Source organism: Neochlamydia sp. AcF84 (genome assembly GCF_011087585.1).
Lineage (GTDB): Bacteria > Chlamydiota > Chlamydiia > Chlamydiales > Parachlamydiaceae > Neochlamydia.
Genome location: NZ_VJOT01000016.1, coordinates 34,832 through 55,742, shown reverse-complemented (window position 1 = coordinate 55,742; position 20,911 = coordinate 34,832). Strand labels below are relative to the sequence as shown.

Below are 20,911 nucleotides of genomic sequence, written 5' to 3'. Positions count from 1 at the left end.
AACAAGTATTTTAGAAATAATAAAAGGTTTTGTTTCACTCACGATTTCCTCCTAGAAATCTAGTTGAATAATGAATGTTACCACTTAATCCAACCTCTTTGCTCCAGCTGCATTACCAGCCTTCTTTGCTACTACAGGTTGTTCCGCCCCCGTTCTTGGCATCGGTACTCTCATTCTTATGATTTTAGTCATTTGAATTTCTCTCTTATCATCCAAGCGACTGGTTCCCACAGTTCCGTACAAACGCCCAAATCAGACTCACGCCATCTATACGCCGGATGCCATCTACACAGTAATCAGGTATCTTGTAGATTCTTTACAGAAGATCGAAGCGCCCCTGCTTTTGACATCAAATTTCTGGCTTACGACGCGTCAACAATGGTTTAAGGTTTATTCGTCTTTCTGATTTATACCTTCCGATTTTATCTCGACTTTTCCTTAATGCTCACTACCATTACTCTTAATAACAGCAGCTTAAGGTGGTTTGAAGCCCGTTCCTGAAAACCGACTTCGGAGGGCCTTCTCCATCATTTGTACAGCTTAAGCACAAAGTTTTAGTTCATATTGAACTTCTTTGCGCGCCTGCGGCGCACCTTCAATAGCCAGATAAAGTTCATACTCATGATGCTCTCTTGCTCCACAGTACTCTGTCCCACGATCGGTCAATATATTCTTAAGACACGAATAGCTTGCTCTTCAAACCAGGGAATGACTTGGTCATTCAGCATATCCGCTGCTACCAACGCATTTTTCCTATCGTAGAGTTTGACAAAAGCTACCTTAGAATAGGTATCGATCACTGTCTGTTGATAAATGCGTCCTACGCCTTTAATAGTGCCTACATAATAGGTATCTTGAGATAATAAATAGCCTGGATGTTCAGTTTCAATTTCGCCCTGTGCTTCTTTTTCTTCCTTGGCTTTTTCGAAAGCTTTTAGTTGGTCCTCTGTTAATATCATTTCTTCCTGAGCTACTTTAGCTTCCAATGCTTTGAGACGTTTTTGAAAAGTCTCAAGATTGTATCGTAGCCAAACAGAACGCACACCTCCTGGCGAAATGAAAACCCCTTGTTTCTTAAGCTCGTTACATACTCTTAATTGTCCATAAGCAGGCTTTTGAAGAGCAAAATCAACCACAGCTTTTTCGATAGACTCGTCCACTCTGTTTTTTATGCAGGGTTTTTTACGCGTCATATCCTGAAGAGCTGCCTCTCCACCTGTTTCATATAGTTCTTTGAATCTATAAAAGCTATCTCTAGAATACCCCATCATCTTACACGCTTTAAGATACATTTCCTAATGTTTCAGCTAGCTTTAAAACACCAAGTTTATTTTTTATAACTTTTTGATGAGTTGCTAAATTTGACATTTTGACACTCCTTATTGGTTTAAGTCGCTCGCTTCAACTTCCCTGCTATCACTTTTAATGAGCAACAGGGCTTCAAGCTTCGCGACTTATAAATCGTGTTTCCTTTATTTTTATCACAAATGTCAGATTAAGTCCTATCTATTACACTTAAGGAGGCCAATCATGTTTTCATTGGCAACTCTTTCTCTGGATAAACTTTGGTTTGTTCTTTTATTCTCTTGAGTTAAAGGCTTCTTCTTACTTTTTTTCTTAGGCATTTGGGTTTGGGCATGCAGCTTTGTTAATCCTTGATACCCTGAATCGGTTAACACTCTTATTTGTGGATTGATTTTAACTTGGGATTCTTTGAATAGCCTAAAATCATGCTTTTTGCCATTGCCATGTGAGGTATATATTACTTTTTTACTCTTCTTATCGACTACTACTTGGGTCTTTAGGGTATGTTTTTTCTTTTTCCCTAAATAATAGCGCTTTTGTTTTTTTTAGGGCGCTCAATAGGCGTTTCTGTAGCATCAACCAAAATAACCTCATATTCTGTATCGCTTTTCAAAAGCTCTTTACGCCCCGGTAAAGCAAAATTTGGATGCTTGATTAACGTATCTTCAATCCATTTCACCGCTTTATAAGCTGAGCTTTCACTAATTCCATAGCTTTGGCTAATATGGAAATAGGTCCTATATTCGCGCATATATTCCAAGGCCATTAACAGCATATCTTCTAAACATAGTTTATATTTACGCCCGCCTTTAATCTTCTTGGCCGTATCGGCTTCCTGTAAAATTTGCACCATCTTATCAAAAGTACTACGCTTTACCCCTGTCAATCTGCGAAACCGTTCATCATCTAATTTCTCTATCTTATCAAATTTCATGGTGCCTCCTTTAAATGTTGAGTCACCATTTTACTAAAATTTACATTTTATTCCAGTTTCGAAAGAGGTCTAATAAAAGAACACCTATAGGAAAGTATTGTTTTGGCATGACGCCTTTACAAACATTCTTAGATGCCAAGCGTCTTGCACACGAAAAGATATTAAGATAAGTTACAACTGACAGAAATAGTATCTGCCAGGTAACTCCTGCTTGTCAGAGCAGGTAGTGTCTATGGCATATTATGTGATTTAGCTAAACAACACTGTGATTGGCTTACCATCTTGCTGATTTAGAATAGCTACCCTTAATGCTAATTCATTTCGCAGAACCTCAGCTTTCTCCAAATTATTATCCTGAATGGAGTGGAAGATAGCGATCCCAAGTTGCAAGATATATTGCTTAATACTAGCACGCACAATCTCCTGATTGTCTTGTAATCCCACATGAGCGAAAGAAAAAGCCCAGTAATCTTCTTGCACAGCGGCTAATACAATCTCTCTATCATTCTTAAGCTCTTCGCTGGCATACTGAAGTGCTGCACCTCTTTGCTTAACGGCAGCAAGCACGACTTCTTTATCTTTCTTTAATTCCTGGCTTGCAAACTGAAGTACCCAGCCATTCTGCTTAACAGCAGCAAGCACAATCTCTTTATCATTCTTAAGTGTTTCCTGTTCTAACTCCAATACTCTGCCATCTTGCTGAACAGCTGCAAGCACGATTTCTTTATCTTCTTTTAACTCCTCGCTGGCGTAGTAAAAGGCTAAGCCATTTTGCTTAACTGCAGCCAGTACAAATTCTTTGTTTCTCCTTAGCTCTTCGCTGGCATGCCCGAATGCCAAGCCATCTTGCTGAACGGCAGCAAGCACCACTTCTTTATCCTCTTTTAACTCCTTACTTGCATACTTAATTGACCTGCCATCTTGCTGAACAGCAGCAAGCACGACTTCTTTATCTTGTTTTAATTCCTGGCCTGCGTAATTAAGTGCCCAGCCATTTTGCTGAACAGCAGCAAGCACAATCTCCTTATCATTCTTAAGTACTTCCTGCGTCAACTCCAATACCATACCATCTTGCTTAACAACAGCCAACATAAATTCTTTATCTTCTTTTAGCTCCTCGCTTGCGTGATAAAAGGCTAAGCCATTTTGCTTGACAGCGGCAAGCACAATCTCCCTATCATTTTTAAGAGCTCCCTGCACCAACTCCAATACCCTGCCATCTTGCTGAACGGCAGCAAGCACCACTTCTTTATCCTCTTTTAACTTCTCGCTTGCATACTCAAGTGCGAAGCCGTTCCGCTTAACAGCAGTAAGCACGATCTTCTTATCATTTTTAAATGCCTGGCTGGCGTGCCCAAGTGCCCAACCATGTTGCTGAATGGCTGCAAGCACCACTTCTTTATCCTCTTTTAACTCCTCACTTGCATACTCAAGTGACTTGCCAGTTCGCTTAACGGCAGCAAGCACCACTTCTTTATCTTCTTTTAGATCCTCGCTTGCATACTCAAGTGCCAAGCCATCTTGCTGGACGGCAGCGAACACCATTTCTTTATCCTCTCTTAACTCCTCACTTGCATACTCAAGTAACCTACCATTTTGCTGAACTGCAGCAAGCATTACTTCTTTATCTTCTTTTAACTCCTCGCTTGCAAAATGAAGTGCCCTACCATTTTGCTTAACGGCAGCAAGTACCACTTCTTTATCTTCTTTTAACTCCTCGCTTGCAAAATGAAGTGCCCTACCATTTTGCTTAACGGCAGCAAGCACTACTTCTTTATCTTCTTTTAACTTTTGGCTTGCGTATACAAGTGCCCTACCACGTTGCTGAACGACAGCGAGCATAAAACTTTTATCGTTTCCAAGTCCTTTATGCGCATACTCAAAGATTAGGCTACCTTGGATTAGGTTATCTTGCTTAATAATGGCAGCAAGCACCACTTCTTTATCCTTTTTTAACTCCTCGCTTGCATGCTCAAGTGCCAGTCCATCTTGTTGAACAGCAGCAAGCACCGCTTCTTTATCTTTCTTTAATAGCTGGCTTGCGTGCTTAAGTGCCAAGCCATTTTGCTGAACGGCAGCAAGCACCACTTCTTTGTCTTCCTTTAGTGCCTGGCTGGCGTATTTAAATGCCAAGCCATTTTGCTGAACGGCAGCAAGCACTACTTCCTTATCTTTTTTTAATTCCTCGCTGGTGTATAAGAATGCTGAGCCAGTTTGCTGGACGGCAGTAAGTACCACTTCTTTATCTTCTTTTAGCCCCTCGCTTGCATACTCAAGTGCTAAGCCATCTTGCTGGACGGCAGCAAGCAGCACTTCTTTATCTTCTTTTAACTCCTCGCTTGCAAACCGGAGTGCCAAGCCATTTTGCTGAACGGCAGTAAGTACCACTTCTTTATCTTCTTTTAACTCCTCGCTTGCGTACTCAAGTAATCTGCCATTTTGCTGAACGGCAGCAAGCACAAACTCTTTATCATTTTTAAGACCTTCATGCGCATACTCAAAGATTAGGCCACCTTGGATTAGGTTATCTTGCTTAATTTGGAATAGGTTATCTTGCTTAATAATGGTAGCAAGCAAAACTTCTTTATCTTTTTTTAACTCCTCGCTTGCGTACTCAAGTGCCATGCCATTTTGCTTAAGGGCAATAAGCACCACTCCTTTATCTTCTTTTAACTTTTGGCTTGCAAACTTAAGTGCCAAACCATCTTTCTTAACGGCAGCAAGCACAACTTCTTTATCTTCTTTTAACTCCTCGCTTGCGTAACGAAGTAGCCAGCTATTTTGCTTAACAGCAGCAAGCACCACTTCTTTATCTTTTTTTAGTTCCTGGCTTACGTACTCAAAAGATCGGCTATCTTGCTTAATGGCAGCAAGCACCACTTCTTTATCTTCTTTTAACTCCTGGCTTGCATACTTAAGCGCTCGTCCATCTTGCTGAACGGCAGCAAGCACCACATCTTTATCTTCTTTTAACTCCTGGCTTGCAAACTGAAGTGCCCAATCATTTTGCTTAACGGCAGCAAGTACAATCTCTTTATCATTTTTAAAGGCTTCCTCCATATACTGCAATACCCTGCCATTTTGCTTAACAGCAGCAAGCACCACATCTTTATCTTCTTTTAACTCCTCGCTTGCGTACTTAAGCGCCCGGCCATCTTGCTGAACAGCAGCAAGCACTACTTCTTTATCTTTTTTTAACTCCTCGCTTGCATACTCAAGTGCCATGCCAGTTCGCTTAATAGCAGCAAACACCACTTCTTTATCTTCTTTTAACTCCTCACTTGCAAACTTAAGTGCCAGGCCAGTTCGCTTAACAGCAGCAAGCACAACTTCTTTATCTTCTTTTAACTCCTGGCTTGCGTACTCAAGTGACCTACCATTTTGCTTAAGGGCAACAAACACCACTTCTTTATCTTCTTTTAACTCCTCACTTGCAAACTTAAGTGCCAAGCCATCTTGCTTAACGGCAGCAAGCACAACTTCTTTATCTTCTTTTAACTCCTGGCTTGCGTACTCAAGTGACATACCATTTTGCTTAACGGCAGCAAGCACCACTTTTTTATCTTTTTTTAGACCTTCGCTTGCGTACTCAAGTGACATACCATTTTGCTTAACGGCAGCAAGCACCACTTTTTTATCTTTTTGTAGGTATACGCTTGTGTACTTAAGTGCCAAGCCATCTTGTCTAACGGCAGCAAGCCGATTTCTCTTTTCCTTATTTAATTGTGGGTCTGATGACCAACCCCCCAAATACCACGACTCTTTTTGAACAGCAACAGCTTCCTTATTTTTCTCTTTTTCTAGGTTAAGCTTCGCAGGCTCAGGGGTCCAACCGTTTTGCTGGACAGCGGTAAGCATAGCGGCTGTATTACTGGAAGGAAAGCTAAGTTGTGGAGATCCACGAGGTGTCGGCGGCGGGGAGTTAGGGTAGCATTTTTGATGGGTAAAGTCCCAAATACCTACAATTATATTTCCTAGAATAGGGATTAGCAAGATAATACACCGTTTAAAGCTTTTCTGGCTAAGATGTCGATAATAGGAGCTTTTGTTTATATTTTCTTTTTGTTTAGAGCGTAAAATGACCTGTTTTTGAAAAATATCAAATAGGTTAGTTACTGTACTGACGATGGGTATGTAATCAGCCACCTTATCTATATAACTGCAAGCTTGAGATAACTTATTTATTTCCACTGAATATTCCTCAGTAACGAGCTTAAATTAAAAGTAACTGAATACACTTATATTATTAAATTTAAAAGAAAGCAACAAGGTAATTAAATACAGCCTATTAGATAAAGTAGCTGTCCCTTCCTTAAAATGATTATTTTTACATAAGTAGGCAAATCTCTTTTTTATTTTTACTCTGTTTCTTTAGCTTATTTAATTCTCTTTCCTTACTTGCTTTTATCGTGATTATCCTCAAATTTATATGTTTCAACATTTTTTGTGCATCCTCTTTTTCCTCTATTGCATGCAATTGCTGGTAAATAGTTAAAGCTTCTTCCATATGTTTCTTGGCTAAATCGTATTTCTTCAGATCAACGAATAAAATGCTTAAATTAAATAAAGAATTAGCTACACCTTCGTGACTTTGGGTAGGATGCAGAGCACGTTGTATTTCTAATTCTTCTTGAAAATGCTGTTTAGCTTGTTCAAATTGCCTTAAATCTTTTAAAGCTCCTCCCACTGCTCTTAAAGAAGCGGCTACGTCAGGATGGGGCTTCAAGTTATAAAGACTACGTCTTATCTTTAAAGATTCTCTATAATGTTGCTCAGCAGCTTCAACCTCTTTCAAATCTTCTAATATTATTCCTAAATTGTACCACGCATTAGCAAGCTCAAATGATGGCAAAATAGCGTAGTTTAAGCGATAAATTTGCAAAGCTTTTTCAAAATAGGGTTTTGCTGCTTCGCGTTCTTTCAATAAGCGCATCACAGCACCCATATTAGTTAAGACAGCAGCTAAAGCGTTGCTAGGCTGATCGCCGTCGATAGCGTATTGCATCCCTAGCGCTTCTTTAATACAGGCTTTAGCTTGATTTCCTTGTTGTAGGCTAATTAAGACTGTTCCTAAAGTAGCTAATGCAGAAGCTAGCTTTGGACACGCTTTGTTCCCATGCAAATGACGTCTCATCTTTAGATTTTCTTCCAGGTAAGGGAGAGCAAGAGTAAATTTTCCTTGTTTTCTTAAAACATCTCCTAGGTTAAATAAGAGGAGAGCAATAGAAGGATGATTTTCATCTTTATAGAAACTGCGTTGCATTTCTAAAGCTTTTCTAAAATTCTCCTCTGCTTCGTTTACTTCTCCTATTTCTGCCAGCAAGAGACCTAAATTGTTTAAAGAATCTGCTTGAGAAGGATGAGGACGCTTGCCATATAAAGCTTCTTGTATCTCCATTCCTTTTCGAAATGCCTGCTTCGCTTCTTCAAATTGCTGAAGTGTAGATAAAACGGTTCCTAAATTGTTTAAAGAGATAGCCACATTGGGATGAGGCTGCGTACCATAAAGTTCATCGTAAATTTGTAAGGCTTGATTATAATGTTGCTTAGCTTGCTCTAGCTGCCCCATCTCTTGCAATACTACTCCTAAGTTATGTAAAGAAGCACCTACCTCAAAATTAGAATTATCGCCCCCAAGAACAAGATGCATCTGTTGAGATTGCTCATAATAGTTCTTAGCTTTCTTAAGGAATCCTAAAGCTTGTAGCGTAATCCCTAAATTGTTTAGGGAAATAGCCACATGCGGATGAGATTGAGTACCATACAAGTCGCGGAGCATGTGTAAAGTTTGCTTATAATGTTCCTTAGCCTCCTTAAGCCTTCCTAACCAGCGTAATACTTGCCCTACACTATGTAGGGAACAAGCTATATCCGGATGAGACTTACCCTCATATTCAGCTTGAAAGCAATGCAGGGCTTTTTGATGGGAGACTAAAGCTCCTTGATAATCTACGATTATCCTTTTAGCATGTCCTATTTGGCTCCATAGCTGACCTTGCGCTCCTTGAGTGAGTACTTCGGCAAAATGTTGAAGCATATACTCAGCGTGGCCTAACCATTTAAGAGCCAATTCCCATATTTCCGGCGTGCCTATTTCTATCTCATTACCTTTTTCTAAAAGAAGCTGGTAAGCTTGGTGGACAAAATTCGTCTCTTCTCCTTTTACTTCTGCCTCTTCATTCTGAAAGAGGGCCGCAGAACGTATGACCTCTTGCACTAGACGGTGCAGACTAAGCTGCTTAGTGTGTATATCATAGTGAACAAGAGCATAGCTTTCTAAAGCGTTGAGCAATTTTACGACTTCTTGGGCCTTTTGCTTTTCACTTGGCTTATCTTCTTTTTTAACCCACCATTCCATCCATTCCAGAGGAATGCCTGTAGGGTCTAAATAGCTACATAGGTGGAGCCACTTTAAAGCTAAGGGATAGCGAGTGAGGAGATTTTTGAAAGTCAAGCACCATACAGCCTTTAAAGAAGATCCGTAGCGTTCTACATCTATTTTTTGAATAATTTCTCGGGAAATTTCTTTCTTTTGACCTAATGCTTGAAGGAAATCTGTCACAAGCATTTTATTCTCTATTATATAAGCTGCTGCTTGATTTAAAGCTAAAGGATAGCCATGCAGCTGATTAATGAGGGACTTTAGCGGGAGTTCCTTTTCCTCTTGCTGATGTTTCTCATACTCTTTTAGTGGTTTTGGTAGATGCGTGGATAACCGAGCCTTTAAGAACTCTAATCCTTCAAGGGGAGTAAAGGGATTGACCTCTAAACAATCTTCAAGAAAAGGAGCCATCTTGTTGCTTCTAGCTGTCATCAAGATAAATCCCCCGCGTTGAGGAAAAGCAATTCTTTTTATCTTATCAACTTTTTCTAGCTGGTCATATTGATATTCTTCTTCCGCGTTATCATAAATTAGTAGCCAAGGTTTATTAAAAGGATGGTTTTCTAGCTGAAAGAAAAGTTTTTTTTCAATCTCCTTTGAAGTAGCTTTTTGATCTATACGTATATTTAGTTCATTAGCTAGCTGTCGATAGGCATAAGCACGGTTATCGGCCGTTTCACTATTAATCCACCAAATAAGAGAATAGCATTTTTCATACTCATTAGCAAAGTAGCAGGCTAGCTCGCTCTTGCCTATTCCTCCTAACCCCCACAGAACTAGCCAGATCGTAGGATCATGCCTTTTACTGTCTACCTTTGGCAGCAAAGTATCTTCTAGCTTTTTTAGCAAATCTGAGCGCTTGGTAAACCTTTTTCCTAAGGAAGCTTTTAAAGAGATAATCTGCATATTTTTTAAGCTCTCCCTTTGCTTCTGAGCTAGTTCAATTTTTTTTCTTTCTAATTCAATCTCTTCTTGCTCAACTTCTAACGCTATTTTTTTTACTTGCAATTTTTGGGTTTCAGTCTGATGTTTTAAATCGTTTTCGCCTTTTCTAATTTTTTGTGCAAGCGAGGCATGAGCAGCAATCAGCTCTCCGCCTTGCATAGCTGTTTCATAATGGCGATTACCTATTTGTTGAGATAAATGTACATTCCACCCTACGCTATCTGCTGTCACTTGTTGTAAGCTATAAAGCCTAGAATGGCTTCCTATTACGCTAGTCGCTACTTCATTTACTTCTTCAATTATATCCATGCCTGCACGATTCAAGTGCAAGCTGTCTGTGATAAAAGGGGTTATCAATTGCTCAGATAAGGGATGTAGACTCTGTGATTCTAAGCTAATGATCGGGAAAGAGATTGAACTAACAGGTGAGCTTTCTAAAGAAGAAAAGCCTGAGGAGGGATTAATAGAAAAAGAGGTTTTTTTATCTACAGACTCAATAGGTTGCATTGCATATTCTCCTTAAAAAGAGAGATCAAATTATTACATTTAATCTCTCTTCCTTATTTGATTTTAAAATTTTTTTATCAATCTTAAGTTTCTAAGGTTTTTATTCCCCTAAAAGAGGCTATTTACCACCTCTTTCTTTAAGTAAAGAATTTACATTAAAAGACACTTTGGCTTAGCAATACTAGCTACAGCGTTGAGTGTAGTAGTAGTCACTGTAGCTGCTGTCTCAGTTAATCGGCATCTTGTATCAGCGTCAATACGTTTGCCCTCTATTTCTACGTGTTTTTCAGCAAGATACTTCTCTACTTCCATCTTGTTTTTTTCTTTAAGTTCTTCTATTTCTTTTTCATTTTCTGCTTTTTTACCTTCTAGCTCTACCCGCTCTTTCTCTAAGCTTAATTTTACTAAATCGACCTCATGGGATTGAGCTAATTCTCTTTCTTCTATGGAAAATTTTATTTCTTTTTCATTTTGCTCGGAGACGAAATTAGCGCCTTGCATTAGCTGGTCAAAAAGTTGAGATTCTTCTTTAAGCTTTTGATTATGCAAAGCCGTCATAATTTGCAATTCATGGTTTTCATGGTGAGCTAAAACTTCTAAGCGTGACTTAAGTAAATCAAGTTCTTGCTTTCTAGCATAGAAAACTAAATCAATGCACTCTTGATAATCTTTAAATCGGCCATCCGTATTGATTCTTTGTAGATCCATAAATTGTTTAGCAGTTTCATAGTAGCGGTGTCCTACTTGAGTAGCCAAATGTATTGTAAATTCTACGGATCGATTACGTTCATCATAATCCATTCGTAGTGCTTCACCTGTCCTTATGCTTGCTATAGTGGCATCTTTCAACGCTTTGGCGATTTCAAAAGCTAAAGAACTACAAAGCTTATTCATCTTCATCGATTCATCATAAAATGAAGTTACACTTTCATCTATTTGTTTGCGTAAGGCTATTGTTTGGGTTGTTTGTTCAGATAAAACAATTTTTATCTTTTCTAGCATTTCCCTATCTTCTTTAATACTTAGTGCTCCTTTTTTAAAGGATTGATTAACTAATTTTTGACTATCTCTAGAAGGAGCCTGAATGACTGTTTCTTGAAATACAGGTGTAAGGCGCGAAGGGTCTAAAGCAGGAAGTATACTTTGAGAATTCGATTGTCCATAAACCACTGGGCTAAGAGATGTAGAGGAGGACGCATAAGAGGTAGGACGAAAGCTTGTGGGTTGAAAAGAACGAGACTGAAAAGAAGACGAAGAACTCCAGGTACGAGCATTCCAACTGCTGGCAGATTGTTGAGGCCCTGAGCTAGATGATATCGAACTGCTAGTTGCGCCCGATTGTTCATTATTAGTAGGTTGCATAATATTCTCCTTTAAAAACAGATGTTATTTAATGTTAAAAACGTATAAATTAGCTACACAAGACAAAATCCAATTTTTCCTCAAGTAATACTACTTAATATTTCTTAAATATGTAGATCTGCTCAAAGTTTCTGATACAGTTAATAAATTTTTAAGGCCTCCGCTAGGTCAGAGGGCTGATTTCTATAAAAAGTGTAAAGCATTTCTACAGTATCCTCATAACATTGCTTGGCTTCCTGCAATAGATTGCTTGCTCTATCTAGGCGCATGTATTTCTCTTTCTGCTGCAGGCAGCAAAGCTTTTTCAACCTTTCTTAGTAAATCTCGTCCCTCGAAATCCTTCAAGAGGAGCTTTTAGGTAGATAAAACGAGTGCTTTTCAAAGTTTGCTCCCGCGGCTTGGTCAGTTTAATTTTTTTGTTCCTAGGGCAGCTTTCTTTTCTTAAACTTCAATTTTTCTTTTTTTGCAATTTTTTGATTGCAACGTAATATCTTAAATCGCTTTCTTTTTTTCTAATTTCTTATGCAAACTCGCTCTAGGCGGTAAACCAATGTGCCCGCCTTGCAAAACCTGTTTCATAATGGCGATCACCTATGTGTTGAGATAAATGTATATTCCGCTCTAAGCTTTCTACTGCCACTTGTTGTAAGCTAAGAAGCTGTGAGTGACCTCCTATCACGCTAGTCGCTAATTCATTCACTTCTCCAATTATACCCATGCCTGTACAATTCAAGTGCAGGCTATCTGTATTAAAAGGTGGTACCAATTGCTCAGATAATGGATGCAAACTCGGTAACCCTAAGCTAAGGGTAGGAAAAGAGATTGAATTAACAGGTGAGTTTTTTGAAGAAAAGGGAAGAGTATGATTAATAGAAAGAGAAGGATTTTTTTTCATACAATCAGCAAGTTGCATTTATATTCTTCTCAAAAAAGCTTGTTTAAAAAAAATGCTTTTTTATATTTAAATTTAGTTTTATGGCAAAAAAGGAATTAAAAGAAAGGATAATTTTAAATAAGTCTCAAAAAAGGGACTGTCAAAAAGCTAGGTGAATAGCGGCGTTGTTACGTAAAAAAATAAAAAGCGTATGCGGCCAAGATTGCTCTTTAACGCTTAAGAGCTATAAAATTTAGTTTGTTAAAGCAAAACTATAGGCAAGCTAGGGGAAAAAAGCTTAACTACCACATAGGTAATTGGTTCGACAATAACAAAGCTTTAGTACAAAGAGGAAGCATATCTTTATGGTTTTCAGATGAAGCCATTAAAGGATGAAGGGAAAATAAAAGTACAGGGAAGAAGGGGCGCCCAAGAATTTACTCTGCTAGCGCTATCCTATGCGTGTTGATGATTAGAGCTGTTTATCATTTGCCCCTCCTAGGCTATTCTAAGGATTTCCCTTGTCGTTGATTGCTCTACTGGCCTTCAAGGCTACCTATTCCTTGTTATACCCGCATCTGCAGGCGTGCTAAAGAGCTTGGACAGGAGCTTAAAAAATTAAGCCTTAAAGCGTCCAACACACATAGCCTTTGAGTCCTCTGGAAGGAAGGTTTATGGCAAAGGAGAGTGGAAAGCACGCCCACCTAGCAAAGCGAAGGACTTGGAGAAAGATTCACTTAAGCATTTGCCAAGAGTCGCATAAGATTACTTTTAAGTGAGTGGGCAAGGAGTAATAAAGCCGATGATTTAGTGGCCAACCAGAAGTGCACCAAGCTGCCAAAGAACGCAAAAAACGCTTATGGAGATGGTGCTTACGCGATAGGCCAGCTTTCTGTCGATCATCTTATGTTGAGGGTATAGATCCTTTAGTACCTCCAAGAAGAGAAGGAAGACTAAAGCCAAGAGACGGACAAGTCCGCGGTGAAGAAGAGAAATGGTCCTCTAAGAGTCTTAAAGGCTTTGGAGGAGATTTTCGTTTTAGGAAGCTAGCCTATCAGCGAGCAGAATTACATGTTAAATCTTTAGCTATAAACAAGAGTACAAAACGTAGAATGCCCAAAGGGCAGTGAGTACTAACTTAGATGATAAGCTAGTATAAGGCTGTGTCTTAAACAGGCGAACTATTAGATTATTTACGCAACGAGGCCTCTCTTCAACGAAATTTCTTAATCTTTTGGCTTTTTAAGCTAGCATTAAAAAAATTCACAATTTCCCTATTTAAAATAGGGAACACTAAGGGATTTTTTTAGATTAAATCTAGATCGGACTAAATATCTGCTACAGCTATAAAAGGCTTTTAAACTGTCAGAGCAAATAGGCTAATATCATCATGATAACGCGGGCTAGCTGCGTCAAAAGTATGGTATTTAATATATTTGGATTGGTTAGCTGATTGTATGTCCTCTTCACGACGCATACTTGTATCGGGTACTCTCTCTGTGAATTCTTTACCCTTATCAATAATTTTATCTTTAAAGTTTTCTAATAGATTAGATGGCATGCTGCTTGAAATAATTTCCATGCATTCTTCTAAAGTTAAATATTCACCAATTCCATCGGAAAAGCCAATAATGGTATCCCCCGGACTAATGGGGGTAGCGTGCACATTAATTGCGCCACTTCCTAAGCCAAAATCAGGCCTAGAGGTAGCTAAAGAGGTATCAAAAGTTCCATTTGCTTTTTTAATGACAATCATCGTGTCTGCTAGCTCTATACTGAGTAAATAGTAACTTGAGCCAATTTTAATAGTTTGAGCAAAACTAATAGCGGGATGGTAGGAGGGATCTTCAAAAGTACTGGAATTTTTATGTATAGACCGAGAATCCGAAGTTAAGGTCCGCGCCAATTGCCCAAGTTGATCTGTTAAGAATTGCTGTGCCGATTCAATTGTTTTGAACGTACATGGCTCTAAAGCTTGCTCATAAGACTGAGTAAAATTTTGCAATAACTCTTGTAATACAGGTTGCATATACGGATTATTATGCCCTGCGCCATCTACCACATATCCAAAGCCTAGTCTTCTATTCGAGTAGCTGAAATCCACATTTCCATCTAATCCATCCTCACGTGAATGATAAGTCGTTTCTTTTGAAAAGAAGGCATCACTACACATAGGCACATGCTTTTTGAAAACACTTAAGACAGAATTTTGAACATGAGAGAATGAATGAATATAGCTATTATTGTAATGCAAGCATTTTCCAATGAGTTTTTTGTAAAAAAGTATCTGAGTTTCAGGGGCTAACTCTTGGTTTATTTCCTTGTTATGATGGCTGATGAAATTTGCTATATTTTTAAGGCTAAGAGGCCCACATCCAAACCATGCCGCTATTCTGTGGAAAATGGATGTTTGCTTTAAAGGAACAAATCGCAGGGAGTTTTCATTCAAACTTACCACGTATTTTTGAGAAGAATCGCTTAAAAAATGTTCAAGATGAGTGGTATCAAAATTTATACGCATATCTTAAGTATTACCTTGGTAAATGTATTTTTCTTTATAATGATGAAGAAAGCATGAAGCTATACACGCACATGTATTAAGTCGTTCTGGTCCTGTTCATCTAAATAAACTCTCCATCCGCAGGCAAGGCATACAAAGTCTTCCATTAAAATTGCAAAATTCTGCGCATTCATTTGTTGTAATAAGCCTAAATAATTTAAATCCACACGATATTGATTTTCATTGATGGAGAGGAAAGTTTTAATAGAGGTACGCCTACAAGGAGCTTTTCTTGCAATCCCATTCCTTACACTTTTAGGAATAAAATTATCTCCCTTATAAATCCTAGTAGTTAAAAATATTTTCGAAGCTCCATCAAAAACTTTTATTCCTAGCTCATTTTCATTTAAATGGATGTGTAAGACCTGATCGTGATCTAACTTTTGAAAAACCTTTTTTAAATCCTGCTCAATTATCATAAATTTACCTTAACTTTAAAAGATTAAGAAGCAGAAAAATTTACTACTAAGCGATAGAGCCTTTTAACATATTATAATAAATAACACATCTTTATTTCAATTAAACTTTAAATAAACAGCTCTTTTATTAAGAAACCTCTTCTACAGCAATTTTATTAAAAAATACGCTTTTCTATTTTTTCAAAACTTATTAATTCTTACCGCAAGATAAAAAAAATTTTTTTCTAGTTTTTTATAATAAAGCATTTAGCAACTTTAGGGGTTAGCAAAAACATTCTAGATATTTTTATAAAATTTTTGATTTTATAGAAGAAATACTCAGCAACTTACATGCCATTATTTTATGGTATAGCCCAATCAATAGGCTCTTGCTTTTTGGAACGCAGTATGTCATTGACTTTAGAAAAATGACGGCATCCAAAGAAACCTTGTTGAGCTGCATAAGGCGAGGGATGAGCTGCCATTAAAATGTGATGCTTTTTTTCCTCATGGCTAGCGATGATATGACGGCATTTCTCTTGCGCCGACTTTCCCCATAAGATAAAAATTAAATTTTCTCTGCCATCTACTAAATGTTCAATAACCGCATCGGTAAAACGTTCCCAGCCCTTTCCGTGATGCGACAAGGGTTCCCCTTGCCGAACAGTGAGAGTAGCATTCAATAATAAAACACCTTGTTGGGCCCAATGGATTAAGCACCCATGCTTAGGCATAGGTATTTGGACATCTGCATTAAGTTCCTTAATAATATTTTGCAAAGAAGGGGGAGGACGGACGCCTTCAGGGACGCTAAAAGAAAGTCCATGCGCTTGGCGAGGTCCATGATAGGGATCTTGTCCCATTATAACTACTCTAACCGAGTCATATGGCGTCATGCGAAAAGCATTAAAGACTAATTCACGGGGAGGAAAGACATTAAAACCTTGAAATCTTTCTCGTTCTACAAATGCTTCTAATTCTTGTAAATAGGGCTTTTGTAATTCGTCTTTTAAAGCATTTTGCCAAGACAATCCAAGTTCAAATCCTGTCATAATCTTCTCCTAATTTAAAAGAAATTAACAAACCTTTTCAAATGTCACTAATAAAATTTATAAATTTTCTTTTCTCTATGCTTGTAAGGCTTCTCTTAAGCACTAATCTTTTTGCTAAAAAGTTTTCACGGCCCTCTATCATCTTTTTAAAAACATTGACGATAAAGGAAGAAGGCCTTTATCATATGGCCTTTTAAAGGATACATATGATGAATATAGCTGAAAACAATTTAATTCGTTTTATCAATATATCAAAGAAAAAAGATGGAATTTTTGCCAACTTTAAAGTAAAAGGATTGAGAGGCGGTACTTCCTTTAGTGCTTCCATTTCTGTAGATATAAGTGCTGCTGAAGTAGATCCTACGGATCCTTTAGAAAAAATTATCGAACACTGTGCTCGCATGGCAGTCAGGGATTTCAAAAAAACTGAAATGCAATTCGAAGGCATGACTGCAAATTAATCATTTCTTATCTGAGTGTAGCGCAGCTTGGCTAGCGCACTTGCATGGGGTGCAAGGGGTCGGAGGTTCGAATCCTCTCACTCAGATTCTTATTCTTCTTTACTAAAAATTTTTCTGCTTAAAAGTAAGGCAAAGGCATTAAAGCTTTGTTCTTGAATTATTTGTTCCTGTAGTAGTCTGTTTAAGACATTTCATAGATGGCAGCTTCGTGTAGAATTTTTTTTAACTTTTACCGCACTATGCCCAAGCCCAAGAGGCTTACCAAGCTATAGAAATAATATTATCGGTGGAAACATTAGGCTTTTCAAGCACCCCCTTATCCCTTTATAAGTTAAAAAAAAATATGACCGTGCATGAAGAGATTCTGCTTATGAAGATTTCATTTTCCCCTTTCATGGTAAAATTAGGTAGATTTTTCAAAGCATAGAAGAGTGCTTATACGCTTTCGAGCAACTCTTTATATAATCATATACTTAATAAAAAGCTTGTTTTTACGGATAGAGTCGGCTTGGAAAAAGGTTAATGTCTTTTTCGGTTATGCAGACGTAGGTTCTTTAAAGAGTATTATATTGGAAAGATAAGGATTAAAAATTAAGAAGGGAATAAAATAACACGTGCTAGGGCTGCAAAGCAGGTGGATAAGTAAGGACTTCTTCATATAGCCTTGCTTTATAAGCTTTTTAACTAGCTTATGGCTACTCAAGAAAGAGGTTTGCACGTTAAAGTGATAAAAAGCCCGGTCCCCTACTCATACCTCCGAAAATGCCTATCTAGTTAATGAGAGCAGTTTTATAAATGCGAGGCTGCATAAGGAGTAGCTTGAAAGTGTATTATCTATTTTTTCTTAAATTTTGCTAATACTTCTAATTGGTTGGTGCCAGGAAAAAATAAATAAGCTTGAGCGCAGATAAGTTGCCAGCTCTTTGTTAATTCTTTCCAATCTTGTTTAAAAGAGTTCCAACCGCAGCTAATGTAATGCAATTCTTGAGGAAATTCATTTTCAAGCAAAGCGCTAAGCAAGGAGCGATCTAAGCCCTTACGGGGAGGATCTACAATTACTATGCTGGCATGATTTAATAGTTCTGTATGAGAAGAAGAGGAACCAGAAATTAAAGAAATATGAGAAAAGCCTTGGCACTGGCGAGCTTTTTCAAAAGAAATTTGGGCCCAAGGATTAATTTCGCAACATTCAATCTTCTCAGCTTTTTTTGCTAATGAAAAACCTATTACTCCTACGCCGGCGTAATATTCAACAATTCTTTCATTAGCTATTAGGCTACTTTTCAAATCATTTAACAATCTTTCAAATACAGCTAAATTGGCTTGAGCGAAGTTGGCTGGATGGAAGCAAACCTTAGCGCCCGCAATCGTTTCCCACAGATCTTCTTCGCCTTTTACTAATACCCATTCTTTGCCAAATATTACATTTGTTCTCTGCTGGTTGCAGTTGATCCATATTGAATGCCACCCCTCTGGATTCAGATCCCATAAAAGCTTGGCCGCTAAAAGCTCCTCTCTTCCACTAGAAGCATTTAAAACTAAAGAAAGCTGTACTCGTCCGCTTGGCCTATTAACAACACACTGGACATAACGCAACAGCCCTTCCTGAGTGATTTCATTATAAGGCTTGATTTTATAAGCTTTGATCCAGGTTTTTAATTTTTCAATGGCTTGGTTAATTGAAGGATGATGCACCCGGCATAAGGGTATATCCACTACTTGATGAGTTCCATTTTCATAAAGGCCGATAAGAGGATTTTCAGCAGAGCCTCTTACTGCCAGCTTAGCACGATGACGCCATTTCACCACTTGCTCAGAATAATAATTAAAAGGCACGCTTTGTTCAGAGAAAAAATGGTAAACTTCTTCTAAAAGAGGGGGTTTATCAACATTTTCATTGATCGTACAACCTGAACAAACAGCAAAATGCGGGCACTGGATATCTTTATAAGTATTCATAAAAAAATTTCCAAAAAATGTAAAGTAGTTGAGCCTTAAAGCTTTTTTAACAACTATCCTCCAGCCTTGATATTCAACTCTCTGAAGGAAAAGATTATAAGACTCTTTAGTAGATTAGAGAAAGAATATACATCCATTGAGCCTTTATTTTTTCTTCTGCCCTTATGGATAAGCACTCCCTCAATGCCAAAAAAGTTTAATTTTTTAAGGGATAGAGAAATAAAATTCTCTGTTCATAAGTAGGTTCATTTAGGTCGATGAATTTGTGCATAGGCCTGTTGATAAGCTTAAATTGTTATCAACTGACCAGTTTTCAACAATCTATCAACAACTTATCAACCGACCTAGAACAGAAGCAAATAGATAGGGTTATCTACATTTCCACACCTTAAGAGGAAGAAGAATAAATTTATTAAGAACTATATTCTTCTTTAGCTTAAGGATGCTTAAAATTATTATTTGTCTCTCTTGTCAACAAGAATAATCTTGTATTCTTCGTTTTTTTTTATTATACCTTTGAGCTATGAATAATTTTTCACCTGACTATTTTTTTGATCTTACTAACTTTGCACATGCTAAGCTTTTTAAAAGTTGTACTTTTGTATGGAACGCTTTGTCTCTTATCTCCTCTTACCTGCAAACCCTTACTTTAGGAGAAATTGAAGTTCTTGTTCCACAGGGAACTTATTTGGTAAATCCTCATCTAATTTCTATCGGCCAAGGTACTATTATTGAGCCTGGTGCTTATATTAAAGGACCTTGTATCATCGGCCAAAATTGTAGTGTGCGTCATGGAGCCTACATTCGAGGTAATTTCATTGCGGGAAATGAATGTGTAATTGGCCATGCTACCGAGGTGAAGAATGCTATCATGTTTGACAAAGCTCAAGCTGGTCATTTTGCTTACCTTGGCGATACAATTTTGGGCTCACGTGTCAATTTAGGCGCTGGAACAAAATGTGCTAATCTTAGATTAAATCGTAAAAATGTTTCTATCTATCTAGATGGGAGCTTCATTGAAACAGATTTAAAAAAATTTGGGGCTATTATAGGTGATGATTCGCAAATAGGTTGTAATTCTGTAACCAATCCTGGAACTTTGTGGGGCAAACAGGTGATCTGCTATCCATGTGTAAATGCAGGAGGATTTATAACTTCAAATCAGCTTATTCGTTCATCTCAAAAAATGGTCGTTACTCCTCTTTAAAAGTCTTGCTAAAAAATTTATTATTAAAATTACTTAAAACTTACTGTCTATGATTAAAAATGATCCTTTTTCTTCCATTTTAGCACCTTACCAACTCACTTTCGAATCAAGCTTGTGTCAAGCTATCCCCCTTCTAGGCCCTAAAACAAACTTGCGTGACGTCTGTGAGTATGCCTTAATGAATGGTGGCAAGCGTTTTCGCCCCTTTTTAGTCCTAGTAATTGCTAAAGCTTTGAAGGCCTCAGTAGATGTATCTTTTGCTGCTCTTGCTGTTGAGTTTTTCCATACCGCTTCTTTATTGGCGGACGATTTGCCCTGTATGGACAACGATGATGTGCGAAGGGATAAGCCTAGTGCTCATAGAGTGTATGGAGAATCTCTAGCATTATTAGCTAGTTATGCTTTAATTGCTTCGGGGTATGAATTTCTCGCTAAAAATGCAAAAGTACTAAGTTTATCGGGAGCCCTTCATGCTGCCCAGAGTGACAGGATTTGCCTTCTTGCTCTAGAAAACTGCACATTTAATACAGGTCTTTTAGGGGCTACAGGAGGGCAATTTTTAGATATCTATCCTCCTGATTTAAGTATAAACACTTTGAAAGAAATTATTCGGATGAAAACGGGCTCTTTATTTGAGATTTCTTTTGTTTTAGGATGGTTGTATGGGGGAGGAGCTTTAGATAAACTTACAGACATGAAAAAAGCTGCTTATCACTTTGGCATGGCCTTTCAAATTGCTGATGATTTTGGAGATATCGAGCAAGATGCTCATCGAGGGAAGCTGGTCAACTTGGTAGCTAAGTGCGGTAGAGAGGCTGCTTTTAAAATGTTTTTAGAGGAAATAGAGGCGTTTAAGGTGATAAGCCAGCAGCTTAATTTGGAGGCCCCTGAGTTAAGCGCTTTATGTGACTTGCTTACTTCGCAAATCCATGAAGAAAAAATTAAATAAAGCGCGGAAAATTCCG

At 38.0% G+C, this 20,911-nt stretch carries 14 protein-coding genes, 1 tRNA gene and 2 pseudogenes; 6 read left to right on the top strand and 11 right to left on the bottom strand.

Going from position 1 to position 20,911, the window contains the following annotated elements:
* Positions 1–597: 597 nt before the first annotated feature.
* The 7 genes and pseudogenes from NEOC84_RS00965 to NEOC84_RS00935 all read right to left on the bottom strand — a co-directional run.
* A pseudogene (locus NEOC84_RS00965) lies at positions 598–1,368 on the bottom strand (helix-turn-helix domain-containing protein); the annotation flags it as partial.
* A gap of 146 nt (positions 1,369–1,514) precedes the next feature.
* A pseudogene (locus NEOC84_RS09840) lies at positions 1,515–2,239 on the bottom strand (IS5 family transposase); the annotation flags it as partial.
* 249 nt (positions 2,240–2,488) lie between these two features.
* Positions 2,489–6,430, bottom strand: a complete 3,942-nt coding sequence (locus tag NEOC84_RS00950; protein WP_166154438.1) for a DUF4116 domain-containing protein — start codon at positions 6,428–6,430, stop codon at positions 2,489–2,491.
* A 136-nt stretch (positions 6,431–6,566) separates the two neighbouring features.
* Positions 6,567–10,073, bottom strand: coding sequence for a tetratricopeptide repeat protein (locus NEOC84_RS00945; protein ID WP_166154436.1), 3,507 nt, complete (start codon positions 10,071–10,073; stop codon positions 6,567–6,569).
* A gap of 150 nt (positions 10,074–10,223) precedes the next feature.
* Positions 10,224–11,435: a hypothetical protein gene (locus NEOC84_RS00940; protein ID WP_166154434.1), complete on the bottom strand. Its 1,212-nt coding sequence runs from the start codon at positions 11,433–11,435 to the stop codon at positions 10,224–10,226.
* Between the two features lie 140 nt (positions 11,436–11,575).
* Positions 11,576–11,704, bottom strand: a complete 129-nt coding sequence (locus NEOC84_RS10025) for a hypothetical protein (RefSeq protein WP_278248287.1) — start codon at positions 11,702–11,704, stop codon at positions 11,576–11,578.
* A 266-nt stretch (positions 11,705–11,970) separates the two neighbouring features.
* Complete coding sequence (locus NEOC84_RS00935) at positions 11,971–12,330, bottom strand: hypothetical protein (RefSeq protein WP_166154432.1); 360 nt, start codon at positions 12,328–12,330, stop codon at positions 11,971–11,973.
* Between the two features lie 803 nt (positions 12,331–13,133).
* On the opposite strand from NEOC84_RS00935, the gene NEOC84_RS00930 reads away from it, so the two are divergent.
* Positions 13,134–13,439 carry a hypothetical protein gene (locus tag NEOC84_RS00930; protein ID WP_166154430.1) on the top strand — a complete coding sequence of 102 codons (306 nt, stop codon included), beginning with the start codon at positions 13,134–13,136 and terminating at the stop codon, positions 13,437–13,439.
* A 227-nt stretch (positions 13,440–13,666) separates the two neighbouring features.
* Here NEOC84_RS00930 and NEOC84_RS00925 read toward each other — a convergent pair whose 3' ends face one another.
* From NEOC84_RS00925 to ung, 3 genes are all read right to left on the bottom strand, one after another.
* A complete protein-coding gene (locus NEOC84_RS00925; RefSeq protein ID WP_166154428.1) occupies positions 13,667–14,830 on the bottom strand; it encodes a hypothetical protein in 1,164 nt (387 codons plus the stop codon).
* 59 nt (positions 14,831–14,889) lie between these two features.
* Positions 14,890–15,288: a hypothetical protein gene (locus tag NEOC84_RS00920; RefSeq protein WP_166154426.1), complete on the bottom strand. Its 399-nt coding sequence runs from the start codon at positions 15,286–15,288 to the stop codon at positions 14,890–14,892.
* Between the two features lie 341 nt (positions 15,289–15,629).
* Positions 15,630–16,319, bottom strand: coding sequence for a uracil-DNA glycosylase (gene ung / locus NEOC84_RS00915; RefSeq protein ID WP_166154424.1), 690 nt, complete (start codon positions 16,317–16,319; stop codon positions 15,630–15,632).
* Positions 16,320–16,525: 206 nt separating this feature from the next.
* Between ung and NEOC84_RS00910 the strand changes: the two genes are divergently transcribed.
* The gene (locus NEOC84_RS00910) at positions 16,526–16,780 is read left to right on the top strand and encodes a hypothetical protein (protein ID WP_039386540.1); all 255 of its coding nucleotides are present in this window, start codon (positions 16,526–16,528) and stop codon (positions 16,778–16,780) included.
* Positions 16,781–16,791: 11 nt separating this feature from the next.
* Positions 16,792–16,866: transfer RNA gene (locus NEOC84_RS00905), tRNA-Pro, on the top strand.
* Between the two features lie 748 nt (positions 16,867–17,614).
* On the opposite strand, the gene NEOC84_RS00900 is transcribed toward NEOC84_RS00905, so the two are convergent.
* Complete coding sequence (locus tag NEOC84_RS00900; protein ID WP_166154422.1) at positions 17,615–18,739, bottom strand: class I SAM-dependent RNA methyltransferase; 1,125 nt, start codon at positions 18,737–18,739, stop codon at positions 17,615–17,617.
* 257 nt (positions 18,740–18,996) lie between these two features.
* Here NEOC84_RS00900 and NEOC84_RS10020 point away from each other — a divergent pair, with 257 nt between their 5' ends.
* The 3 genes from NEOC84_RS10020 to NEOC84_RS00890 all read left to right on the top strand — a co-directional run bounded on the left by NEOC84_RS10020 (position 18,997) and on the right by NEOC84_RS00890 (position 20,895).
* Positions 18,997–19,131, top strand: a complete 135-nt coding sequence (locus tag NEOC84_RS10020) for a hypothetical protein (RefSeq protein ID WP_278248286.1) — start codon at positions 18,997–18,999, stop codon at positions 19,129–19,131.
* Positions 19,132–19,262: 131 nt separating this feature from the next.
* Positions 19,263–19,946: a UDP-N-acetylglucosamine diphosphorylase gene (locus NEOC84_RS00895; protein WP_166154420.1), complete on the top strand. Its 684-nt coding sequence runs from the start codon at positions 19,263–19,265 to the stop codon at positions 19,944–19,946.
* 49 nt (positions 19,947–19,995) lie between these two features.
* Positions 19,996–20,895, top strand: a complete 900-nt coding sequence (locus NEOC84_RS00890; RefSeq protein WP_166154418.1) for a polyprenyl synthetase family protein — start codon at positions 19,996–19,998, stop codon at positions 20,893–20,895.
* The last annotated feature ends 16 nt before the right edge of the window (positions 20,896–20,911 follow it).